Source organism: Streptomyces lichenis (assembly GCF_023218175.1).
GTDB lineage: Bacteria > Actinomycetota > Actinomycetes > Streptomycetales > Streptomycetaceae > Streptomyces > Streptomyces lichenis.
Genome location: NZ_JALPTH010000027.1, coordinates 70,157 through 88,516, shown reverse-complemented (window position 1 = coordinate 88,516; position 18,360 = coordinate 70,157). Strand labels below are relative to the sequence as shown.

At 73.8% G+C, this 18,360-nt stretch carries 22 protein-coding genes and 1 pseudogene; 8 read left to right on the top strand and 15 right to left on the bottom strand.

The genetic code is table 11. From position 1 onward, the window contains the following. Positions 1-487: 487 nt before the first annotated feature. From M1O15_RS24515 to M1O15_RS24505, 3 genes are all read right to left on the bottom strand, one after another. Positions 488-1,216, bottom strand: a complete 729-nt coding sequence (locus tag M1O15_RS24515; RefSeq protein WP_248636318.1) for a VIT1/CCC1 transporter family protein — start codon at positions 1,214-1,216, stop codon at positions 488-490. Between the two features lie 182 nt (positions 1,217-1,398). Beyond that, positions 1,399-2,109, bottom strand: coding sequence for a ribonuclease H family protein (locus M1O15_RS24510; RefSeq protein ID WP_248636317.1), 711 nt, complete (start codon positions 2,107-2,109; stop codon positions 1,399-1,401). A gap of 43 nt (positions 2,110-2,152) precedes the next feature. Further along, on the bottom strand, positions 2,153-2,815 hold the full coding sequence (locus M1O15_RS24505) for a GOLPH3/VPS74 family protein (protein ID WP_248636316.1): 663 nt from the start codon (positions 2,813-2,815) through the stop codon (positions 2,153-2,155). Positions 2,816-2,977: 162 nt separating this feature from the next. Here M1O15_RS24505 and rbsK point away from each other — a divergent pair, with 162 nt between their 5' ends. Beyond that, positions 2,978-3,862: a ribokinase gene (gene rbsK, locus M1O15_RS24500; protein WP_248636315.1), complete on the top strand. Its 885-nt coding sequence runs from the start codon at positions 2,978-2,980 to the stop codon at positions 3,860-3,862. Between the two features lie 91 nt (positions 3,863-3,953). Here rbsK and lgt read toward each other — a convergent pair whose 3' ends face one another. The 11 genes from lgt to hisI all read right to left on the bottom strand — a co-directional run bounded on the left by lgt (position 3,954) and on the right by hisI (position 13,373). Beyond that, positions 3,954-4,940, bottom strand: coding sequence for a prolipoprotein diacylglyceryl transferase (gene lgt, locus M1O15_RS24495; RefSeq protein WP_248636314.1), 987 nt, complete (start codon positions 4,938-4,940; stop codon positions 3,954-3,956). A 105-nt stretch (positions 4,941-5,045) separates the two neighbouring features. After that, complete coding sequence (locus M1O15_RS24490) at positions 5,046-5,948, bottom strand: DsbA family protein (RefSeq protein ID WP_248636313.1); 903 nt, start codon at positions 5,946-5,948, stop codon at positions 5,046-5,048. A 119-nt stretch (positions 5,949-6,067) separates the two neighbouring features. Next, entirely contained in the window at positions 6,068-6,883 is an 816-nt protein-coding gene (trpA, locus tag M1O15_RS24485) for a tryptophan synthase subunit alpha (RefSeq protein ID WP_248636312.1), read from the bottom strand. After that, positions 6,880-8,226: a tryptophan synthase subunit beta gene (trpB, locus tag M1O15_RS24480; RefSeq protein WP_248636311.1), complete on the bottom strand. Its 1,347-nt coding sequence runs from the start codon at positions 8,224-8,226 to the stop codon at positions 6,880-6,882. The genes trpA and trpB overlap by 4 nt, the downstream gene beginning before the upstream one ends. A gap of 160 nt (positions 8,227-8,386) precedes the next feature. After that, positions 8,387-8,689, bottom strand: coding sequence for a tryptophan biosynthesis modulator TrpM (gene trpM / locus M1O15_RS24475; RefSeq protein WP_372499572.1), 303 nt, complete (start codon positions 8,687-8,689; stop codon positions 8,387-8,389). 12 nt (positions 8,690-8,701) lie between these two features. Beyond that, positions 8,702-9,511 carry an indole-3-glycerol phosphate synthase TrpC gene (gene trpC / locus M1O15_RS24470; RefSeq protein WP_248636310.1) on the bottom strand — a complete coding sequence of 270 codons (810 nt, stop codon included), beginning with the start codon at positions 9,509-9,511 and terminating at the stop codon, positions 8,702-8,704. 168 nt (positions 9,512-9,679) lie between these two features. After that, on the bottom strand, positions 9,680-10,168 hold the full coding sequence (locus tag M1O15_RS24465) for a DUF2752 domain-containing protein (RefSeq protein WP_282577205.1): 489 nt from the start codon (positions 10,166-10,168) through the stop codon (positions 9,680-9,682). Between the two features lie 106 nt (positions 10,169-10,274). Further along, positions 10,275-10,550 (bottom strand): HGxxPAAW family protein, encoded by a 276-nt coding sequence (locus M1O15_RS24460; protein ID WP_248636308.1) that lies wholly within the window; start codon positions 10,548-10,550, stop codon positions 10,275-10,277. 280 nt (positions 10,551-10,830) lie between these two features. Next, on the bottom strand, positions 10,831-11,499 hold the full coding sequence (locus M1O15_RS24455; RefSeq protein ID WP_372499571.1) for a TIGR02234 family membrane protein: 669 nt from the start codon (positions 11,497-11,499) through the stop codon (positions 10,831-10,833). Positions 11,500-11,505: 6 nt separating this feature from the next. Further along, the gene (locus tag M1O15_RS24450) at positions 11,506-13,002 is read right to left on the bottom strand and encodes an anthranilate synthase component I (protein WP_248636306.1); all 1,497 of its coding nucleotides are present in this window, start codon (positions 13,000-13,002) and stop codon (positions 11,506-11,508) included. Positions 13,003-13,013: 11 nt separating this feature from the next. Further along, positions 13,014-13,373: a phosphoribosyl-AMP cyclohydrolase gene (gene hisI, locus M1O15_RS24445; protein WP_372499573.1), complete on the bottom strand. Its 360-nt coding sequence runs from the start codon at positions 13,371-13,373 to the stop codon at positions 13,014-13,016. Positions 13,374-13,448: 75 nt separating this feature from the next. Here hisI and M1O15_RS24440 point away from each other — a divergent pair, with 75 nt between their 5' ends. Further along, entirely contained in the window at positions 13,449-14,084 is a 636-nt protein-coding gene (locus M1O15_RS24440; protein WP_248636304.1) for a TIGR03085 family metal-binding protein, read from the top strand. Between the two features lie 28 nt (positions 14,085-14,112). Here M1O15_RS24440 and M1O15_RS24435 read toward each other — a convergent pair whose 3' ends face one another. Further along, positions 14,113-14,556 (bottom strand): ATP-binding protein, encoded by a 444-nt coding sequence (locus M1O15_RS24435; protein WP_248636303.1) that lies wholly within the window; start codon positions 14,554-14,556, stop codon positions 14,113-14,115. Positions 14,557-14,799: 243 nt separating this feature from the next. Here M1O15_RS24435 and M1O15_RS24430 point away from each other — a divergent pair, with 243 nt between their 5' ends. From M1O15_RS24430 to M1O15_RS24405, 6 genes and pseudogenes are all read left to right on the top strand, one after another. Continuing rightward, positions 14,800-15,681: a helix-turn-helix domain-containing protein gene (locus M1O15_RS24430; RefSeq protein ID WP_248636302.1), complete on the top strand. Its 882-nt coding sequence runs from the start codon at positions 14,800-14,802 to the stop codon at positions 15,679-15,681. A 2-nt stretch (positions 15,682-15,683) separates the two neighbouring features. Further along, complete coding sequence (locus M1O15_RS24425; RefSeq protein WP_248636301.1) at positions 15,684-15,854, top strand: DUF397 domain-containing protein; 171 nt, start codon at positions 15,684-15,686, stop codon at positions 15,852-15,854. Between the two features lie 85 nt (positions 15,855-15,939). Continuing rightward, a pseudogene (locus M1O15_RS24420) lies at positions 15,940-16,646 on the top strand (class I SAM-dependent methyltransferase). 79 nt (positions 16,647-16,725) lie between these two features. Next, on the top strand, positions 16,726-16,971 hold the full coding sequence (locus M1O15_RS24415) for a hypothetical protein (protein WP_248636300.1): 246 nt from the start codon (positions 16,726-16,728) through the stop codon (positions 16,969-16,971). Further along, positions 16,964-17,173, top strand: a complete 210-nt coding sequence (locus M1O15_RS24410) for a hypothetical protein (protein ID WP_248636299.1) — start codon at positions 16,964-16,966, stop codon at positions 17,171-17,173. The genes M1O15_RS24415 and M1O15_RS24410 overlap by 8 nt, the downstream gene beginning before the upstream one ends. Positions 17,174-17,381: 208 nt before the next feature. Continuing rightward, positions 17,382-18,326 (top strand): DUF2637 domain-containing protein, encoded by a 945-nt coding sequence (locus tag M1O15_RS24405; protein ID WP_248636298.1) that lies wholly within the window; start codon positions 17,382-17,384, stop codon positions 18,324-18,326. Positions 18,327-18,360: the final 34 nt, after the last annotated feature.

Sequence of the window (18,360 nt, the reverse complement as noted above, 5' to 3'; positions counted from 1 at the left end):
TTTCTCGAAAAGCGGATAGCTCATTCCAGCATGCGGACAACCCGGAGTGGTGCGAGGTGCTGCGGGGTGGTGCTCAGGGGCCCACGAGTCAGAGCGGAGACGGCGGAGCCCCGTGTACGGAAGGCCTGGTGTCGACGCCCTCGGCGCACCCGAAAGCGGCTCGGTGCTGGGGCCGGTCCGACGGCCCGTGGAGGTCGCGCGGGCTTCGTTGCCCGCGGCGCTAACGGCTCATGCCCACGTCCATGGGCATCGAAACCGCCAGCCTGACCGACTACCTATGAGCCAGGGTGCATAGTCTCTCATCGGCATGGCGCATGGTGCTATTGGACGTTCGTCACAACGGTGGCGGCGGTGGCGGCCCTGCTGGTGGTGCGATCCGGGGTCTCCGGCGGCTTCCACGGTACGGCCAACCGGCCGCCCCCGCCCATCGGGCACCGAACACCCGGGCGACTATGTCAGACCGCCGCCCCGGCACAGGGCCCTGGCGTCAGACCGCCGCCCCGAACAGCGCGCCCAGCCCGTAGGTCAGCGCCGCCGCGGTCCCGCCCAGCAGCAGCTGGCGCAGCCCGCTGTACCACCAGCTGCGCGCGGTCACCCGGGCCACCACCGCGCCGCAGGCGAAGAGCCCCAGCAGCGCCGACAGCACCGCCGGCCACAGCGCGGCGGCGCCCAGCAGATACGGCAGCAGCGGCAGCAGCGCGCCCAGTGCGAACGACCCGAACGAGGACACGGCCGCCACCAGCGGCGAGGGCAGGTCGTCCGGGTCGATGCCCAGCTCCTCCCGGGCGTGGATCTCCAGCGCCTGCTCCGGGTCCCGGGACAGCTGCATGGCGACCTCGCGGGCGAGCGCCGGCTCCACTCCGCGTGCCACGTACAGCGCGGCCAGCTCCTCCATCTCGTCCACCGGGTGCTTGCGCAGCTCGCGCCGCTCGACGTCCAGCTCGGCCTCGACCAGCTCGCGCTGGGAGGCGACCGAGGTGTACTCCCCGGCGGCCATCGAGAAGGCCCCGGCCGCCAGACCGGCCAGCCCGGTGATCACGATGGTCTGCTGGGAGACGGCCCCGCCGGCCACCCCGGTCATCAGCGCCAGGTTGGAGACCAGGCCGTCCATCGCGCCGAACACGGCCGGCCGCAGCCAGCCGCCGTTGACGTCGCGGTGGGTGTGGTTGTCGCGATGCGCCTCATGGAGCGTCGCCTCGGTCTCGATGATGGACACACTTCTCCCCGGCGGTACGTGGTGCGTGGAACGGCGGGGCCGACCCACTGGTCCCGCGCCCCTCGACACCCTCGAACCTACGCCCGATGTAAGGGGCGCGCCAGCAAGGCAGGCTTTACTTACCGATCATCGCCCGAGACTCGTTTACGCAGGTCAGGTACGCCTTACCGGGGAGCGAGCGGTCAGGCCGGGGAGTCGGCGGCCGCCCGGCACGCGGGGTGGCCCCAGCGGCTGCCGAGCTTGGTGATCGACTCACCGGCGGCGTACGGCGCGCCGCACGGGCAGGTGCCGCGGAACTTCGCCTTGATGGTCCGCGTACCGCCGCTCCCGGAGCTCCCCGAGCTCTTACGGGCCTGGCGGCCGGCCTTGCCGCCCCCGCCGGCCGGGGCGGCGCGTTCCGGCGCGGGCTCGGGCACCGCGGCGTCGCCGTGCGCGGTACCGGCGGCCCGCTGGCTGACCGCCGCGTCGCTGGCGGCCTGGTCGGCGATAGCGTTCAGCCGGTCACCGTCCACCCGGTGGGCGGGCACATAGCGGAACTCCACGTCCCGGTCGGCCAGCAGGGAGTCGATGGACTGGACCAGCTCCTGGTTGGCGACGGGCTTGCCGGCCGCCGTCTTCCAGCCGTTGCGCTTCCAGTTCGGCAGCCACTGGGTCACCGCCTTCATGGCGTACTGGGAGTCCATCCGCACCTCCAGCGAGGTGCCGGCGGGCACCGACCGCAGCAGTTCGAGCAGCGCGGTCAGCTCTCCCACGTTGTTGGTGGCGCGGCCGAGCGGGCCGGACTCCCAGCGCTCGGGCCGGCCCTCCCCGTCGGCGATGACCCACGCCCAGGCGGCCGGGCCCGGATTTCCCTTGGCCGCCCCGTCACAGGCGGCGATGATGCGATCGGACATTCCCCCGATCATGCCGTACGGCCCGGGCACCCCCGGCCCGGGGTCAGCTCAGGACGACGGCGACGGTCGCCGCGGTGACGGCCACCATCGCGGCCTGCGTGTTCCTGATCGCCTCGCGTACGCCGTCACCGGCCCACTGGCCCTCGGCGATCTCCGCCATACGCGGCTCGACCCGCGCGCGGTCCACACCCGGGAAGGCGAGGCGGTGCAGCTTGGCGGCGTGCAGCAGGGCGACCAGGCCGCCGGTGCGGGCGTCGGGCTCCGCGCCGTCCAGGACGACGGACTCCAGCCGGGCCCGCAGTTCGCGCTCCACCGAGCCGTCGGCCTCCGGATACCGGCGGACCGGGAAGAGCCCGAGCACCCGGCTGCGCTCCTCGGTGACCAGCCCCCGCCCGCACAGCGACTCCACGGTGGCGGCGACCGCCTTCGACTGGTCCTTGGTCAGCCAGTCGGCGACCTTGCGCGGGCTCCTGCGCGCCGTCCACTCACGCAGCAGCTCCAACCGCCCGTCGAGCAGCGCCGTCCCGGTCGGCGAGGTGTCGATCACGGCGAGCCCGCCCTCGGCGACCGAGACCCGCTCCGCCATGGCCAGCTCCAGCAGCGCACCGCCGGCCACGGCCCACCCGGCCGACGACCGCTCCTCGGCGGCCCCCGACTCGTCGTCCAGCGAGAGGAGGGCGATCTCCTCGCCCAGCGTGACGGCCATCCGTTGTCTCCTTGATCATCTGTGCTCACCGGTGTGACGCCGCGAGGGCGCCGGACGGTTCCCCGACCCGCCGCGCCCACCGCCCTCCCCCGCGCCGAAGGCCCCGGACGGCACCCTGGAACGGCACCGTTTCGATCTTCGACAGCAGGAGAGACGTCGCCCATGACCCACATCGTGGTACTCGGCTCCGCCAACATGGACCTCGTCGCCTACGCGAGCCGCGCGCCCGGACTCGGCGAGACCGTCACCGGCCGGGAGTTCCGCACGGCGCCCGGCGGCAAGGGCCTCAACCAGGCCGTCGCCGCGGTACGCGCCGGTGCCGAGGTCTCGATGATCGGCGCGGTCGGCTCCGACCAGTACGGTGCGGTACTGCGCGCCTCCCTGCAGGGCGCCGGGGTCGACATCGACCTGCTGCGCACCGTCGAGGGCCCCTCCGGTACGGCGCACATCACCGTGGACGACGAGGGCCGCAACGCGATCGTGGTGGTCCCCGCGGCCAACGGCACCGTCGAGTCCCTGCTCCCCGGCGACGAGACGCTCATCGCCACCGCCGACGCCCTGCTGCTCCAGCTGGAACTGCCGCTCTCCGCGGTGGTCGAGGGCGCCCGGGCCGCCCGCCGCCACGGGGTGCGCACCATCCTCACCCCGGCGCCCGCCCGCCCGCTGCCGCCGGAGCTGCTGGCCGCGACCGACCTGCTGGTGCCCAACGAGCACGAGGCCGCCGCGCTCACCGGGATCGCCGACCCGCACGGCGCCGCCGAGGAGCTGCTGCGGCACGTCCCGCAGACCGTGATCACCCTGGGCGCGGCCGGCAGCCTGCACGCCGCCCGGGGCACCGACCCCGTCCTGGTGCCCGCCCCCGTGGTGGACGCGGTGGACACCACGGCCGCCGGCGACACCTTCACCGGCGCCCTGTCGGTCGCCCTGGCCGAGGGCCGGCCGGTACGGGACGCCCTGGCCTGGGCCTCCTCAGCCGCCGCCCTCTCGGTGCAGCGGCTGGGCGCCGCGCCCGCCATGCCGTACCGCAAGGAGATCGACGCCCTCTGAGGCGCCTCAGGGATGACGGCGAGAGGGGCGGCCACCGAGATCGGTGACCGCCCCTCCGCACAACCCCTACGGGCTCCGGGCACTCCCCCGGTCAGCCCTTGCCGGCCGCCTTCGACGCGCCCCCGGCCGGCTTCGCCGTACCGCCGGAACCGGCGCCGGCGGGACCGTCCTTCTCAGGATCAGGCTCGGCCTCGGCGTCCACCGTGGCCGCGCCGCCCTTCGCCGCATCCGCCTTCGCCGCGTCGGCCTTGGCCTGGTCGGCGCGGGCCGCGGGCTCCACGACCTCCTCGCGGCCGGGCCGGACCCGGGCCGAGATCACGATGTAGGCGACGGCCAGCAGGAACACCACGATGGCGGTCCAGACGTTGAGCCGCAGGCCCAGCACATGGTGCGCCTCGTCCACCCGCATGTACTCGATCCAGCCGCGCCCGGCGCAGTAGGCCGCCACATAGAGGGCGAACGCCCGGCCGTGGCCCAGCTTGAAGCGGCGGTCGGCCCAGACCACGAGCAGGGCGACGCCGACGCACCACAGCGACTCGTAGAGGAAGGTCGGGTGGTAGAGCCCGGCCTCGCGGTTGGCGCCCGCGCTGATCTTCAGCGCCCAGGGCAGATCGGTGGGCTTGCCGTAGAGCTCCTGGTTGAACCAGTTGCCCCAGCGGCCGATGGCCTGGGCCAGCGCGATACCGGGGGCGATGGCGTCCGCGTACGCGGGCAGCGGGATGCCGCGGCGGCGGCAGCCGATCCACGCGCCCACCGCGCCCAGCGCGATGGCGCCCCAGATGCCGAGGCCGCCCTCCCAGATCTTGAAGGCGTCGACCCAGTTCTCGCCCTCGCTGAAGTAGAGCTGGTAGTCGGTGATGACGTGGTAGAGCCGTCCGCCGACCAGGCCGAAGGGCACGGCCCAGACGGCGATGTCGGCCACCGTGCCGGCGCGGCCGCCGCGGGCGATCCAGCGCCGGTTGCCGAACCAGACGGCGACGAAGACACCGACGATGATGCAGAGGGCGTAGCCGCGCAGCGGGATGGGTCCGAGGTAGACCGCACCGGTCGACGGGCTGGGGATGTAGGCAAGGTCCATGGCAGCACCGACGCTACCCTGCCGGGCGGTGCCCACGGCAACCCGCCCGGCAAAGACTGGATAACACCACAGGGACCAACGGGCGGCCCAGTCCTCCGGGGACTCCTACTCCTCGAAGCCCGCGCCGTTCCCCGGCCCCGTGTCCTGCCCGGCGGCGGGCGAGGAGGCGGAGGGCGCGGGGGAAGCGGGGGAGGGCGGTGCGGGGGTGGCGGTGCCGGGGCGCTTGCCCTTGTTGGCCTCGGCGACCCACTTCTTCAGGTTCTCCGGGGAGATCTGCTCGTTCCCCTTGGTCGGGAAGACCGACTCGCCGTTGAGCAGCACGGTGGGCGTGCCCCGGAAGTCCCCGCTGCGGAAGGCCTCGTTGGACTTGTTCACCCAGCCGTCGTGGTCGCCGTCGGCGACACAGGACCGGAAGGCCGGGGTGTCCAGCCCCGGCACCTTCTTCGCCAGCTCGAACAGCTTGCCGTCGGCGGCGAAGGCGTCGTCGGGCTCCGGCGGCTGGTTCTGGTAGAGCACGTCGTGGTAGGCGGTGAACTTCCCGCCGTCCTGGGCGCAGGCGGCGGCGTTGGCCGCGTTGAGCGAGCCGCTGCCGCCCATGTTGCCGTCGATGATGGTGGCCAGGTGGTACTCCGCCTTGAGCTGGCCGGACTCGGTCAGCTGGTGGACGGTGTCCCGGAAGGCGTTCTCGAACTGGGCGCAGGCCGGGCAGCGGAAGTCCTCCCAGACGGTGAGCGTCGAGGGGGCGTCGGTGGCGCCCACGGTGATCGACGGCTGCTCTCCGCCGGCCGCCCCGGACGGCACGCTGACCGCGCCGGAGCCGGAGCCGTCGCTGGAGCCGCCGGTGTTGGCGGCGATCAGCCCGGCGACGGCGGCCAGCCCGAGCACCCCGACGACGGCGGCCGACACGATCAGTGTGCGCCTGCGCCGGTCGCGGGACCGCTCCCGCTCGCGTTCCACCTGGAGGCGTTCGCGCGCGCTCCGCTTGCCTGCGTTGTTCTTGTCGCTCACGACCGGCAAACGAACCGGGGAGGCACCCGCGTGCCTCCCCGGTCCACTTCCATCCCTTCGGGTGACGGGCCCCCGAACGCTTTACCCGGCCCCGGCCCCGGCCCCGACCCTGGTCGCCGTCAGGCGTTCCGCCGCACGCCCCGGGCGAGGTCGGCGGCCAGCTCCCGGACGGCGGCCAGTCCGGCGGCCTCGTCCTCGGCGTCCAGCAGCCGCTTCACGAACGCGGAGCCCACGATCACCCCGTCGGAGAAGGCGGCCACCTCGGCGGCCTGGGCCGCGTCGGAGACACCGAGGCCCACGCAGACCGGCAGTTCGGTGGTGGCGCGGGTGCGGCGGACCAGGTCGGCGGCCTGGGCGCCGACGGAGGCGCGCGTTCCGGTGACGCCCATCAGCGAGGCCGCGTACACGAAGCCGGAGCCGGCCTCGGTGATGGCGGCCAGCCGGGCGGCCTTGCTGCTGGGGGCGACGACGAAGACGGTGGCCAGCCCGTGCTTGTCGGCGTGCTGCCGCCACAGCGCGGACTCCTGGACGGGCAGGTCGGGCAGGATGCACCCGGCGCCGCCCGCCTCGGCGAGCTCGGCGGTGAAGCGCTCGACGCCGTAGCGGTCGATCGGGTTCCAGTACGTCATGACCAGCACCGGCTTCCCCGTGGCCTGGTGGGCCTCGCGCACCGTGCGCAGCACGTCGGCGATCCGCACCCCGCCGCGCAGCGCGATGTCGTCGGCGGTCTGGATGACCGGGCCGTCCAGCACCGGGTCGCTGTGCGGCAGCCCGACCTCCACGATGTCGGCGCCGCCGTCCAGCACGGCCCGCACGGCCGCGATGCCGCCGTCCACGGTCGGGAAGCCGGCCGGGAGGTAGGCGATCAGCGCGGCCCGGTCCTCGGCCTTTGCGGCCGCCAGGGTCTCGGTCAGCAGTCGGATGTTCCCGCTCACTTGCTCTCCCCCAGTCCCCGCTGGTCGGCGGTGTCGCGCTGGATCTCGGCTCCGCCGTCCTCGGCGGAGGCGCCGGCCTCCACCGGCGCGTCGGTCACCGGCCCGCCTTCGGCTCCCTCTCCGTCGTACAGCCCGAAGTAGCGGGCGGCGGTGTCCATGTCCTTGTCGCCGCGGCCGGAGAGGTTGACCACGATCACCGCGTCCGGGCCGAGCTCCCGGCCCAGCTCCAGGGCGCCGGCCAGGGCGTGCGCGGACTCGATGGCCGGGATGATCCCCTCGGTACGGGAGAGCAGCCGCAGCGCCTGCATGGCGGCGTCGTCGGTGACGGCCCGGTACTCGGCGCGCCCGGAGTCCTTGAGGTAGGCGTGCTCGGGGCCGATGCCCGGGTAGTCCAGTCCGGCCGAGATGGAGTACGGCTCGGTGATCTGGCCCTCGTCGTCCTGGAGGACGTAGGAGCGGGAGCCGTGCAGGATGCCGGGCTCGCCCGCGGTGAGGGTGGCGGCGTGCTCGCCGGTCTCCACCCCGTGCCCGGCGGGCTCGCAGCCGACCAGCCGGACATCCGCGTCCGGGATGAAGGCGTGGAACAGGCCGATGGCGTTGGAACCGCCGCCGACGCAGGCCACCACGGCGTCGGGCAGCCGCCCGGTGCGCTCCAGGGTCTGGCGGCGGGCCTCGACGCCGATGACCCGGTGGAAGTCGCGGACCATGGCCGGGAAGGGGTGCGGGCCGGCGACGGTGCCGAAGAGGTAGTGGGTGCGGTCGACGTTGGCGACCCAGTCGCGGAACGCCTCGTTGATGGCGTCCTTCAGGGTGCGGCTGCCGGACTTCACCGGGATGACCTCGGCGCCGAGCATCCGCATCCGGGCGACGTTCAGTGCCTGGCGCTGGGTGTCGATCTCGCCCATGTAGACGGTGCACTCCAGGCCGAACAGGGCGCAGGCGGTGGCGGTGGCCACGCCGTGCTGCCCGGCGCCGGTCTCGGCGATGACCCGGGTCTTGCCCATCCGCCTGGTCAGCAGGGCCTGCCCCAGCACGTTGTTGATCTTGTGGGAGCCGGTGTGGTTGAGGTCCTCGCGCTTGAGCAGGATCCTGGCGCCGCCGGCGTGCTCGGCGAACCGGGGCACCTCGGTCAGGGCGCTGGGCCGGCCGGTGTAGTGGGCGAGCAGCTCGTCCAGCTCGGCCGCGAAGGCGGGGTCGGACTTGGCCTTGTCGTACTCGACGGCCACCTCGTCCACGGCGGCGACCAGCGCCTCGGGGATGAAGGCGCCGCCGAAGGCGCCGAAGTAACCCTCGGCGCTGGGGACGGACCCCTCGGCGTCGGGGATGAAGAACTCACTGGGCATGCGGAAACGCTCCTGTACGGGGCGGGTGCCCCGGATGCGGGCGGGCTCGGGTGGTCGGCCGGTGGCGTCCACCTCCGCGTACCCCGCGAGGCGCCGTCCGGTACGCCCTCCGCTACGCCCTTCTGCGGGCGTAGCGGATACGGCGAGGCGGCGTCGGTCGTCAGGGGTTACGCGGGGAGGCGGCGCCGAGCGGGCGCCATCGCATGCCGTTCACCTGGCCGGGCTCGTCGCCGATGACGTAGCGGACCCGGCGGCCGTGCACCCGGCGGGCCGGGGCGCGGCAGCCGCGCGGCCGGCAGCCGCGGGCGAGCCGGGCGTACGGATCACGCGGCGCGCCCGCACGGGAGTCGCGGGCCTGGGCCATGGCACCGGCGACCGCGCACCCGGACGGCCCGGCGGCCGGGCGCACGGGGCGCGCGGCGGTCGGGTCCGAGGCGGTGGCGGTCATCGCGGTCGTGGTCATGGCCCTGAGGTGTCAGCCCCGTCCGTGGCGCAGCGCCGGGTGGGCGCCGGCGGCGACCAGGTCGGCCACGGCGGACTTGGGGTCGCGGCCGGTCACCAGGGACTCGCCGACCAGCACGGCGTCGGCGCCCTCGTTGGCGTAGGCGATCAGGTCGTGCGGGCCGCGCACCCCGGACTCGGCGACCTTGACGATGTGCGCCGGGATCTCCGGGGCGACCCGCTCGAAGGTGCCGCGGTCGACCTTGAGGGTCTTGAGGTTGCGGGCGTTGACGCCGATGATCCTGGCGCCGGCGTCCACCGCGCGCTCGACCTCCTCCTCGTCGTGCACCTCGACCAGCGGGGTGAGGCCGATGGACTCGGCCCGCTCGATGAGGGAGACCAGCGCGGGCTGGTCCAGCGCGGCGACGATCAGCAGGGCGAGGTCGGCGCCGTAGGCGCGGGCCTCCCAGAGCTGGTACGCGGTGACGATGAAGTCCTTGCGCAGCACGGGGATGTCGACCTTGGCGCGGACGGCCTCCAGGTCGGCCAGGGACCCGCCGAAGCGCCGCTGCTCGGTGAGGACCGAGATCACGGCGGCGCCGCCCGCCTCGTAGTCGGCGGCCAGCCCGGCGGGGTCGGCGATCGCGGCCAACGCCCCCTTGGACGGGCTGGACCGCTTGACCTCGCAGATGACCTTGACGCCGTCGCCGCGCAGTGCGGCCACGCCGTCCTTGGCCTGCGGTGCCTTGGCGGCCCGCTCCTTGAGCTCGTCGAGGGAGACCTGTGCCTGTCGCTCTGCGAGGTCGGCGCGGACGCCGTCGATGATCTCGTCGAGCACGCTCACGCGAGAGGCCCCTTCCAGGTCGGTGTCACGGGACCGGAACCGGTCACGTCGATGGTATCCGCAGGTGGGCCGAAGCTTCGCATCCGGTTGACGCCGCAGCGCTACCAGACCCGCTACATACACTTCTGACCTGCGGTTTTCCGCCGATCGGCGGAAGGTGCGGCCGTCTCACGGTGCGAGAGCGGACCCGAAAGGCAGGTTGCGGACCACCGCGAAGACGGCCAGCAGGGCACCGGTGGCCCACCACCACACCGGCGCGATCGTGACGCGTACCGGCCGGGCGCGGACGGCCGCGGTCAGCCACCAGACCATCCCGACGGCGAAGACCAGATAGCCGAGGACCGCGGCGGCGTTGGCGCCCAGCGCGGCGGGCAGGTCGCCGTGGATGAAGGCGTGGGCGCTGCGCAGCCCGCCGCAGCCCGGGCAGAGGACGCCGGTGAGGCGGAACAGCGGGCAGACCGGGTAGTGGCCGGGCTCGTTGGGGTCCACCGCTCCGACATAGGCGAAGGCCGCGGCGACGGCGGCGAGGGTGCCGACCGGCGCGGCCAGCCGCCGCGCGAGCGAGGGCGGGGCGGCGCCGGGCCGGGTTCCGGTGCCCGTTCGGGGTTCGGGTCGGGGGCCGGTTCCGGGGCGCGGGGTCACGGGGGTCGTCTCCATGGCGTCGTCCACCGGGCGATTGTCCCCGCCGCGGCGGAAAGGCGCAGCCCGGCCGGGGCCGGACCGCGCCTGGAAGGGTCTGGAGGGACCGGTTCGCCCGGACGGGTCAGGCGTGGGCGTCGGCCTTGGCGGTCTCGGGGGTGCTGTCCCGGCGGGCCGCCGCCTCGCGGGCGCGGATGAGGTCCGGGGACTCCTTGGAGCCGAGGCCGGCGAGCTTCATGGCGCCGCCCACCACACCGCCGAGCAGGATCACGCCGATGCCCACCCAGCAGAGCACGGGCTTGTTGGCCACCATGAAGGCGCCGGCGACGCAGAAGCCGACGAAGGAGATGATGCTTCCGGTCCAGGCGGCCGGGGTGTGTCCGTGGTCGGTGCCCGCCATGAGTTGCTCCTTGTTGATGTTGCTCGGTTACGGCCCCGCCGGGTGCGGACGCTCGGGGTCATTGTCCCGCACCCGTGCGCCCGGGGTGATCCGGGGGGTGGGCACCGGACGGGGCGGCGGACGGACACCGACCGGGACGCCTACGAAGCGCCGGCCGGGCGCCGACCGGGCGCCGACGAGGCACCGCCTTGGGCACGGCCCGGCACCGACAGGCCACCGCACCCAGCCCGTCCGATCCCCGGATCATCGTCCTCGGACCGTCGTCCTCAGATCCTCGCCCTCAGATCGTCGTCGGATCCTCACCGCGGTCGAGGGCCTTCCACAGGTCCTCGGGCCGGTCCGGGTCCACCGGGGCGGGGCTCTTGCGCGCGCCGCGGGGGCCGGTTCCGCGCTCGTAGCGGCCGGACATCGCGGGCCAGGCGCGGCCGTAGCGCAGCGCGAGCAGCCCGGCGAGCAGCAGCAGCACCCCGCCCGCGGCGGTGACGTACGGCCATGCGGTGTGGGTCAGTTCGGCCACCCGGGCGGCGGAGTCGCTGGTGGTGACGGCGGCCCGCTCGTCCAGGGCGGCGCTGTCGCCGGCGCCGAGCAGGGCGGCGGTGGCCGCTCCGGCGCCGCTCAGGGTGAGCAGCCCGGCGACCAGGAACCGCCCGGCCCGGCGCACCGCGAAGACGGCGACCAGCGCGGCGAGGCCGACGATGGCCAGCGCGGTCGGCAGGCCGGTGACATCGCCGCCGGTGGCGGTCAGCGGGACGCTGCCGCCGCCGATCCCGACCGTCCCCCGGGACCAGGTCTGGCCGGAGGCGAGCAGGACGACGGCCGCTCCGGCGGCGCCGAGGAACAGGGCGGCGGCGAGGCTGCGGCGGCCGCCGGGGGCCGCCGCCTTCTCGTCCTCGTCACCGCGGGCGGCGGTACGGGGCTGGGGTACGGATGCGGCACTCACGTACCCCACTATCCCCTACGCCTCGGACATCCCGTTCATCCGGTTGGCGGTGTGCACGGCGCGCAGCACCGCGGCGGCCTTGTTGCGGCACTCGGTGTCCTCGGCGACCGGGTCGGAGTCGGCCACCACCCCGGCTCCGGCCTGGACGTACGCGGTGCCGTCGCGCAGCAGCGCGGTGCGGATGGCGATGGCGGTGTCGGAGTCCCCGGCGAAGTCGAGATAGCCGACGCAGCCGCCGTACAGGCCGCGGTGGGTGGGCTCCAGCTCCTCGATGATCTGCATGGCGCGGGGCTTGGGCGCGCCGGAGAGGGTGCCGGCCGGGAAGCAGGCGGTGAGCACGTCGAAGGCGGTGCGGCCCTCGGCGACCTCGCCGGTGACGGTGGAGACGATGTGCATCACGTGCGAGTACCGCTCGATGGACATGAAGTCGACCACCTCGACGGAGCCGGGGGCGCAGACCCGGCCGAGGTCGTTGCGGCCGAGGTCGACCAGCATCAGGTGCTCGGCGCGCTCCTTGGGGTCGGCGAGCAGCTCCTCGGCGAGGGCCTGGTCCTCCCGCGGGGTGGCGCCGCGGGGGCGGGTGCCGGCGATCGGGTGGAGCAGGGCGCGCCCGTCCTCGACCTTGACCAGCGCCTCGGGGCTGGAGCCGACGACGTCGAAGCCGTCGAAGCGGAGCAGGTACATGTACGGGGAGGGGTTGGTGGCCCGCAGCACCCGGTAGACGTCCAGGGCGGTGGCCTCGCAGGGGGTCTCGAAGCGCTGGGAGGGCACCACCTGGAAGGCCTCGCCGGCCCGGATGCGCTCCTTGATGTCCTCGACGGCGCCCTGGTAGGCGGCGCCGCCCCAGCGGCTGACGGTCTCCGGCAGGGCCGATTCCGGCAGCGCGGTGGGGGCGGTCGCGGCGGGCTGGGCGAGGTCGGCGGCCATGGCGTCGAGCCGGGCCACGGCGTCCGCGTGGGCCTCGTCCACGCCGGTGTCCAGGTCGTTGTGGTTGATCGCGTTGGCGATCAGCAGGACCGTGCCGTCCCAGTGGTCGAGGACGGCGAGGTCGGAGGTGAGCATCATGGTCAGCTCGGGCAGGCCGAGGTCGTCCCGCCCCCGCTCGCCGACCTTCTCCAGCCGGCGCACGATGTCGTACCCGAGGTAGCCGACCATGCCTCCGGTGAACGGCGGCATCCCCTCCACCAGGTCCCGGGGCGTGTGCAGGGTCTCGACCGTGGCCCGCAGCGCCTCCAGCGGGTCCCCCTCGGCCGGCACGCCCACCGGCGGCGTACCGATCCAGTGCGCTCCGCCCTCCCGCACCGTCAGCGTGGCGTGGCTGCGCACCCCGATGAAGGAGTACCGCGACCAGGTGCGGCCGTTCTCCGCGGACTCCAGCAGGAAGGTGCCGGGCCGCTCGGCGGCGAGCTTGCGGTAGAGGCCGACCGGGGTGTCGCCGTCGGCGAGCAGGCGCCGGCTGACGGGGATGACGCGGCGGTCGGCGGCCAGCTTGCGGAAGGTCTCCAGATCCATGGCGCCCGACCCTACTTGCCGAGCGGCAGCACGTCGGCGTCGAAGCAGGTGCGGTCGCCGGTGTGGCAGGCGGCGCCCACCTGGTCGACCTTCACCAGGACCGTGTCCGCGTCGCAGTCCAGGGCCACCGCCTTGACGTGCTGGACGTGCCCGGAGGTGTCGCCCTTCACCCAGTACTCCCGGCGGCTGCGGGACCAGTAGGTGGCGCGCCCGGTGGTGAGGGTGCGGTGCAGCGCCTCGTCGTCCATCCAGCCGAGCATCAGCACCTCGCCGCTGTCGTACTGCTGGGCGATGGCCGGCACCAGCCCGTCGGGGCTGCGCTTGAGTCGGGCCGCGATGGCCGGATCGAGGTTGCTGCTCATGCCGCCCATTGTGCCGCCCCCCACTGACACTCCCTTCCCCCGTCCACTGGGCGGACCGTCCACCCCCGCCGTACGCTGATCACCATGTCGACCCATGCCAAGCGTGAACGACTGCTCCTCGCCGACCTGCTGGAGGCCGCGGGCCCCGAGGCCCCGACCCTGTGCGACGGCTGGAAGACCCGCGACCTGGCCGCCCACGCGGTGGTGCGGGAGCGGCGGCTGGACGCGGCGGCCGGACTGCTGGTCCCGCTGCTGCGCTCGCGCCTGGAGCAGGCGCAGGCGGAGTACGCGGCCAAGCCGTACGAGGAGCTGGTGCACCTGATCCGCACCGGCCCGCCGAAGGGCTCCCCGTACGCGATCAAGCAGGTGGACGAGGGCGCGAACACGGTCGAGTTCTACGTCCACGCCGAGGACGTCCGCCGCGCCCAGCCCGGCTGGACCCCGCGCCAGGTGGACCCGGTCTTCGCCGACACCCTCTGGTCCCGTCTGGAGAAGACCGCCCGCCTGGTCGGCCGCAAGGCCCCCACCGGCCTGGTCCTGCGCCGCCCCGACGGCCGGACCGCCGTCGCCCACCGCGGCACCCCCGTCGTGACGGTCACCGGCGAGCCCGGCGAACTGCTGATGTTCGCCTTCGGCCGCCAGGACACGGCCAAGGTCGACGTCGACGGCGCCCCGGACGCGGTGGAGCGCCTGCGGGAGTCCAAGCAGCTCGGCATGTGACGGTACGGGCCGGGGCAGGCCGTAACGCCTACCCCTGGCCGACGGCGGAGTGGACGGCCACGTCCTTCGCCGCCGCGTCCACGTCCAGCTCCGCCCACACCCTCTTGCCGACCACCAGCCGTTCCACCCCCCACCGCGCCGCCAGTGCGTCCACGATGGCCAGCCCCCGCCCGCACTGCTCCTCCACCCCGGCCTCCCGCTGCTCCGGCAGCCGCTCGCCCCGGGCGTCGGTGACCGCGACCCTCAGGACCTTGGCGTCCAGGGACACCTCCACCCGGAACATCCGCCCCGCCACCCGGCCGTGCAGCAGCGCGTTGGCCGCCAGCTCGCCCGCGATCAGCGCCGCGTCGCCGGCAGCGCCGGGGTGGCCCCACTCGATCACCAGCGCGGCTACCCGCCGCCGCGCCCGACGGACGCTCCGGCGGTCGGGGGTGTAGGTCATCGAGTCGGTCAGGGAGCAACTGCCGGTCATAACGGACCTCCTTGAGTACGGATGAGTTGCTCGCCGACGACACGGTGGCTCGGCCGCGCCCGCGCAGGGCGGGGCGGTGCACTTCCGCGGGGTCGCTGCGCTGTGCGAGCGGGTGCGTACCGAAGGTAGCGATGCAGTTCGTTGTGCAGCAACCTGCTTGGGCATAAATTTCTATCGAACGTGAGTTGTGGGTGGCGTGCCCGGCGCAGCAGACTGTGGCGACTCGTCAGGAGGCAGGGGCGGATGGCTGGTACGAACCCGGATCGCGGGGTGTCGGTATCGACGGTGCTCGGGCGACGCCTGGGCGGTGAGCTGCTGCGGATGCGCGAGGCCTGCGGACTGCGCCAGGCCGCGGCAGCGGAGGCGCTGACCGCGTCGGTGGCGAAGGTCGCCAAGATGGAACGCGGACTCGTACCGATGCGGGACCCCGACGTCCGTGCGCTGTGCCACCTCTACGGGGAGCGCGACGAACAGGCGATAGGGCGCTTGTTGGAGCTGGCCAAGACGGATCGCGGCCGACGCAAGGCGCGCGGCTGGTGGAACCAGTACCCCGAGCTGCGCGCCATGATCGAGTACGTGGCGTTGGAGGACATCGCGAAGGGCGTCCGGACTTGGCAGGGCGCCTTCGTGCCCGGACTCCTCCAGACACCCGCGTACGCCCATGCCCTCGCGGTGGGCAACGCCGAGTGGGAGGATCCCGACGAGATCGAACGCTTCGTCGCGGGCAAGATGGCACGCCAGGGGCGGCTTGCGGACGACACCCCTCTCGATCTCTGGGCCGTGATCGGTGAAGGTGCGCTGCGCCAGCTCGTAGGCGGCCGCGAGGTCATGCGTGAACAACTTGCACACCTCGTCGAGGCAGCCGAACTCCCGAACGTCAGGGTCCAGGTCGTACCGTTCCTCGCGGGCTCCCACCCCGGCCTGTCCAGCGCTTTCAGCATCGTCTCGTTCGCCGAAACCGGAGCGATGGACGTGGTCTACATGGAAACCACTTCGTCTACGCTGTGGTTGGAGAGCCAGGCCGATGCCCTGAGCCACGGCATGACCTTCAACCGCATCGTCCGGAACGGGCTCGTACCGCAGGAGTCGATCGCCCTGATCGACGGAATCCGCAGGGAGCTGTAGGCATGTCGCCGTTCGAATTCGTCAAGTCGACGTACAGCAAGGGCAATGGCGAGTGCGTCGAAGTCGCCGTCAACATCCCCCACACCGTCGCCATCCGCGACAGCAAGCGCCCCGGCGGCCCCCTCCTCCGCGTCACCCCCCGCGCCTGGAAGGCGTTCCGCGCGCACATGTGAGGCGGGCCGGGGGCGCGGCGCCGGACCGTTCCGCCGACCGCCCGGCGCAGGGAACTCCCACCCCTCCCCCGGCCGTTGGCCCGTTATGGAGCCGAGGACGCGAGCGGGGTACGCGGGATCGGGGTCCGGGGCCATCACCCCGGACGGATGCGCGGTCGAGGTGTACACCCGGCTGCCGGTCTGGGACGAGCCCGACATCATCACGGCCGCGGTGCCCGCCGGAGCGCACATCCGGGAGCTGGGCAGCGGCGTCGGCCGGATCACCCATCCCCTGCTGGAGCGCGGCTTCACGGTGACCGCGGTGGACGAGTCGCCCGAGATGCTGGAGCGGGTGCCCGGCGCGCGGACGGTGTGCGGCCCGATCGAGGAGCTGGGGACCTCGGCGAGACCTTCGACGTGGTGCTGCTGGGCTCGTTCCTGGTGCACACCGGGGACGCGGAGGTCCGGCGGGGCCTGCTGCGCACCTGCGCCCGCCATGTCGCCGCCGACGGCTGCGTACTGATCCAGCGGGAGGGCCCGACGGCCCACACCGATGTGCCGCGCGAACGCGTCGACCCGAGCGGGCTGACCCTCCGCATCCTCTCCTCGGAGCCGGTCGGCGACGGAGTGCACTCCGTACGGGCCGAGTACGAGTTCCCGGACGGCGTCTGGACGCAGACCTTCCGCTCCCGGCCGCTGAGCACCGAGGAGTTCGAGGAGGCGCTGGCGGGGGCGGGCCTCCGGGTGGACGCCTATCTGACCGGCGACCACACCTGGGTACGGGCCGTGCCCTCGGCGTGGAAACCCGCCTGACCCGAAGGCGGCTGCCATGCCATGCTGACTGTCATGATCTCCCTCCGAAAGGCCTATGCCGCGTAGACGGCCCGGCGCCTTGCGCGCCGCACCCCCGGCTGCCCTCCGCTGGGACGCCCCGCCGCCCGAGCGGATCCACGGGCTCTCCACCGCCACCAGTCTCGCCGTCCACCGGGCGGAGGCGCTCGCCCCCGACTTCGACCTCTACCCCGGCGCCACCGACTGGGCGCTGAGCCGCTACCGGGAGTTCCTGATGCCGCCCGGGCGCAGACCCCGCTATCCCCGGCCGTCCCTGTGCCCGTGCCCGGGGGTGCTCGATGGATGACGTCCGGCACGCCCGCGATGTGCTGGAAGCGGTGCTGGCACACCTGCCCGACCGCGCCCGGGCCGAACTCGGGCGGTATGTCGCGCGCTGGGACGCCGCCTATCTGCGACGCACCCTGCCGGACCCGTTCGCCCTGGACCGGCAGTGGCGGGCGGACCGGTGGTGGCGGCGCAGGCTCGCCGACGGCGAGGAAGGCAGCTGAGGTCCACTCCCGAGGCGCAGCGTGGAGAACACACCGCGCCCCGGCTCCACTCGAACGGCCCCGGCGCTTCACCCGGTTGCCGGGCATCCGTTCGGCGACCAGGCGCGTTAGTGAGGCATGACGCCGACGACATGCTCGTGGCATGTGCTGAAAAAACGGTCTTCCTACGCATGGAGGCGGAGGACGCGGACGACGGGACCGGGCGCACATGTATGACACTCCACCCCCCGAACGGGCACGCAGGCTCGACGGCTACGGATACGCCTACGGCTACGGGCAGGAGCCCGAACCGGGGCCCGGCTTCACCGGGCGCGACCGGGGGCGCGTCGTGGAGGGGCGACTGGTCCAGGACGGTTACGGCAACCCGGGGTCGGGCATCCCGGGCCCCCGCTCCGGGCTGGACCCCGGGGCGCTGGACGCCGAGTGGGACCCCTCCGACGAACTGGCCTCCCTGCTGGACGATGCCCTGGCCCGGTCGACCGCCGACTTCGACCAGCCACCGGCTCCGATGCCCATGCCGACGCCCATGTCGATGCCGATGCCGGACGAGTGGGACGCACCGGTGGCCCCGGAGCGGCGGGTGGAGGACACCACCGCCGAGCTGCCGCCGCTGCGCCGCGCCCGGGCCGACCACCGCAGACGGCGGGTGCGCGAACGCACCTGGACCTGGGTGCGGACGGTCAGCTTCTGCATCGCCGCCGTGGTCGCCGCCCTGGTCGCCATGGTCAGCGTCTTCAGCGGCGTCGTCGCCTACGACCCGCTGCGCGGCGTCGCCGCGGACCGTACCGGCATGGGGGTCGCGGGGTGGTGGCCGGTACTGGTCTACGGCCCCTGGGCGGTAGCCTCCCTCTCCATTCTCCGCGCCGCCCTGCACCGGCGCCGGGCCCTGCACTCCTGGCTGGTGGTCCTGCTCTTCTCCACCACCGGGATGCTCCTCGGCGTCGCCCACGAGGCCCATACGATCATCGACGCGGCGGTGGCCGCACTCCCCGCCGCCGCCTCCCTGGCCTGCTTCCAGCAGCTGGTGCGGCTGGTCACCCTGACCCGGCCGCCCAAGCAGGCGAACCCCCGGCACCGCGTCCTCACCCCCCGTCGCCCCTCGGCCGCACCCCCACCGGCCCGAGGCCGCCCGGAGACCTCAGCCAGACGCTGACGCCTGCACCCCTCCCGCGCCCCTCACCCCCCTC

Bases quoted from the DNA above. Each gene is read 5' to 3' on its own strand.
- M1O15_RS24460 (WP_248636308.1), bottom strand. From the start codon at position 10,550: ATGGCGGGCACCGACCACGGACACACCCCGGCCGCCTGGACCGGAAGC.
- M1O15_RS24505 (WP_248636316.1), bottom strand. From the start codon at position 2,815: ATGGCCGTCACGCTGGGCGAGGAGATCGCCCTCCTCTCGCTGGACGAC.
- M1O15_RS24510 (WP_248636317.1), bottom strand. From the start codon at position 2,109: ATGTCCGATCGCATCATCGCCGCCTGTGACGGGGCGGCCAAGGGAAAT.
- hisI (WP_372499573.1), bottom strand. From the start codon at position 13,373: ATGGGCGGCATGAGCAGCAACCTCGATCCGGCCATCGCGGCCCGACTC.
- M1O15_RS24450 (WP_248636306.1), bottom strand. From the start codon at position 13,002: ATGGATCTGGAGACCTTCCGCAAGCTGGCCGCCGACCGCCGCGTCATC.
- M1O15_RS24435 (WP_248636303.1), bottom strand. From the start codon at position 14,556: ATGACCGGCAGTTGCTCCCTGACCGACTCGATGACCTACACCCCCGAC.
- M1O15_RS24425 (WP_248636301.1), top strand. From the start codon at position 15,684: ATGTCGCCGTTCGAATTCGTCAAGTCGACGTACAGCAAGGGCAATGGC.
- M1O15_RS24440 (WP_248636304.1), top strand. From the start codon at position 13,449: ATGTCGACCCATGCCAAGCGTGAACGACTGCTCCTCGCCGACCTGCTG.
- M1O15_RS24430 (WP_248636302.1), top strand. From the start codon at position 14,800: ATGGCTGGTACGAACCCGGATCGCGGGGTGTCGGTATCGACGGTGCTC.
- trpM (WP_372499572.1), bottom strand. From the start codon at position 8,689: ATGACCACGACCGCGATGACCGCCACCGCCTCGGACCCGACCGCCGCG.
- M1O15_RS24465 (WP_282577205.1), bottom strand. From the start codon at position 10,168: ATGGAGACGACCCCCGTGACCCCGCGCCCCGGAACCGGCCCCCGACCC.
- M1O15_RS24410 (WP_248636299.1), top strand. From the start codon at position 16,964: ATGGATGACGTCCGGCACGCCCGCGATGTGCTGGAAGCGGTGCTGGCA.
- lgt (WP_248636314.1), bottom strand. From the start codon at position 4,940: ATGGACCTTGCCTACATCCCCAGCCCGTCGACCGGTGCGGTCTACCTC.
- M1O15_RS24405 (WP_248636298.1), top strand. From the start codon at position 17,382: ATGTATGACACTCCACCCCCCGAACGGGCACGCAGGCTCGACGGCTAC.
- rbsK (WP_248636315.1), top strand. From the start codon at position 2,978: ATGACCCACATCGTGGTACTCGGCTCCGCCAACATGGACCTCGTCGCC.
- trpB (WP_248636311.1), bottom strand. From the start codon at position 8,226: ATGCCCAGTGAGTTCTTCATCCCCGACGCCGAGGGGTCCGTCCCCAGC.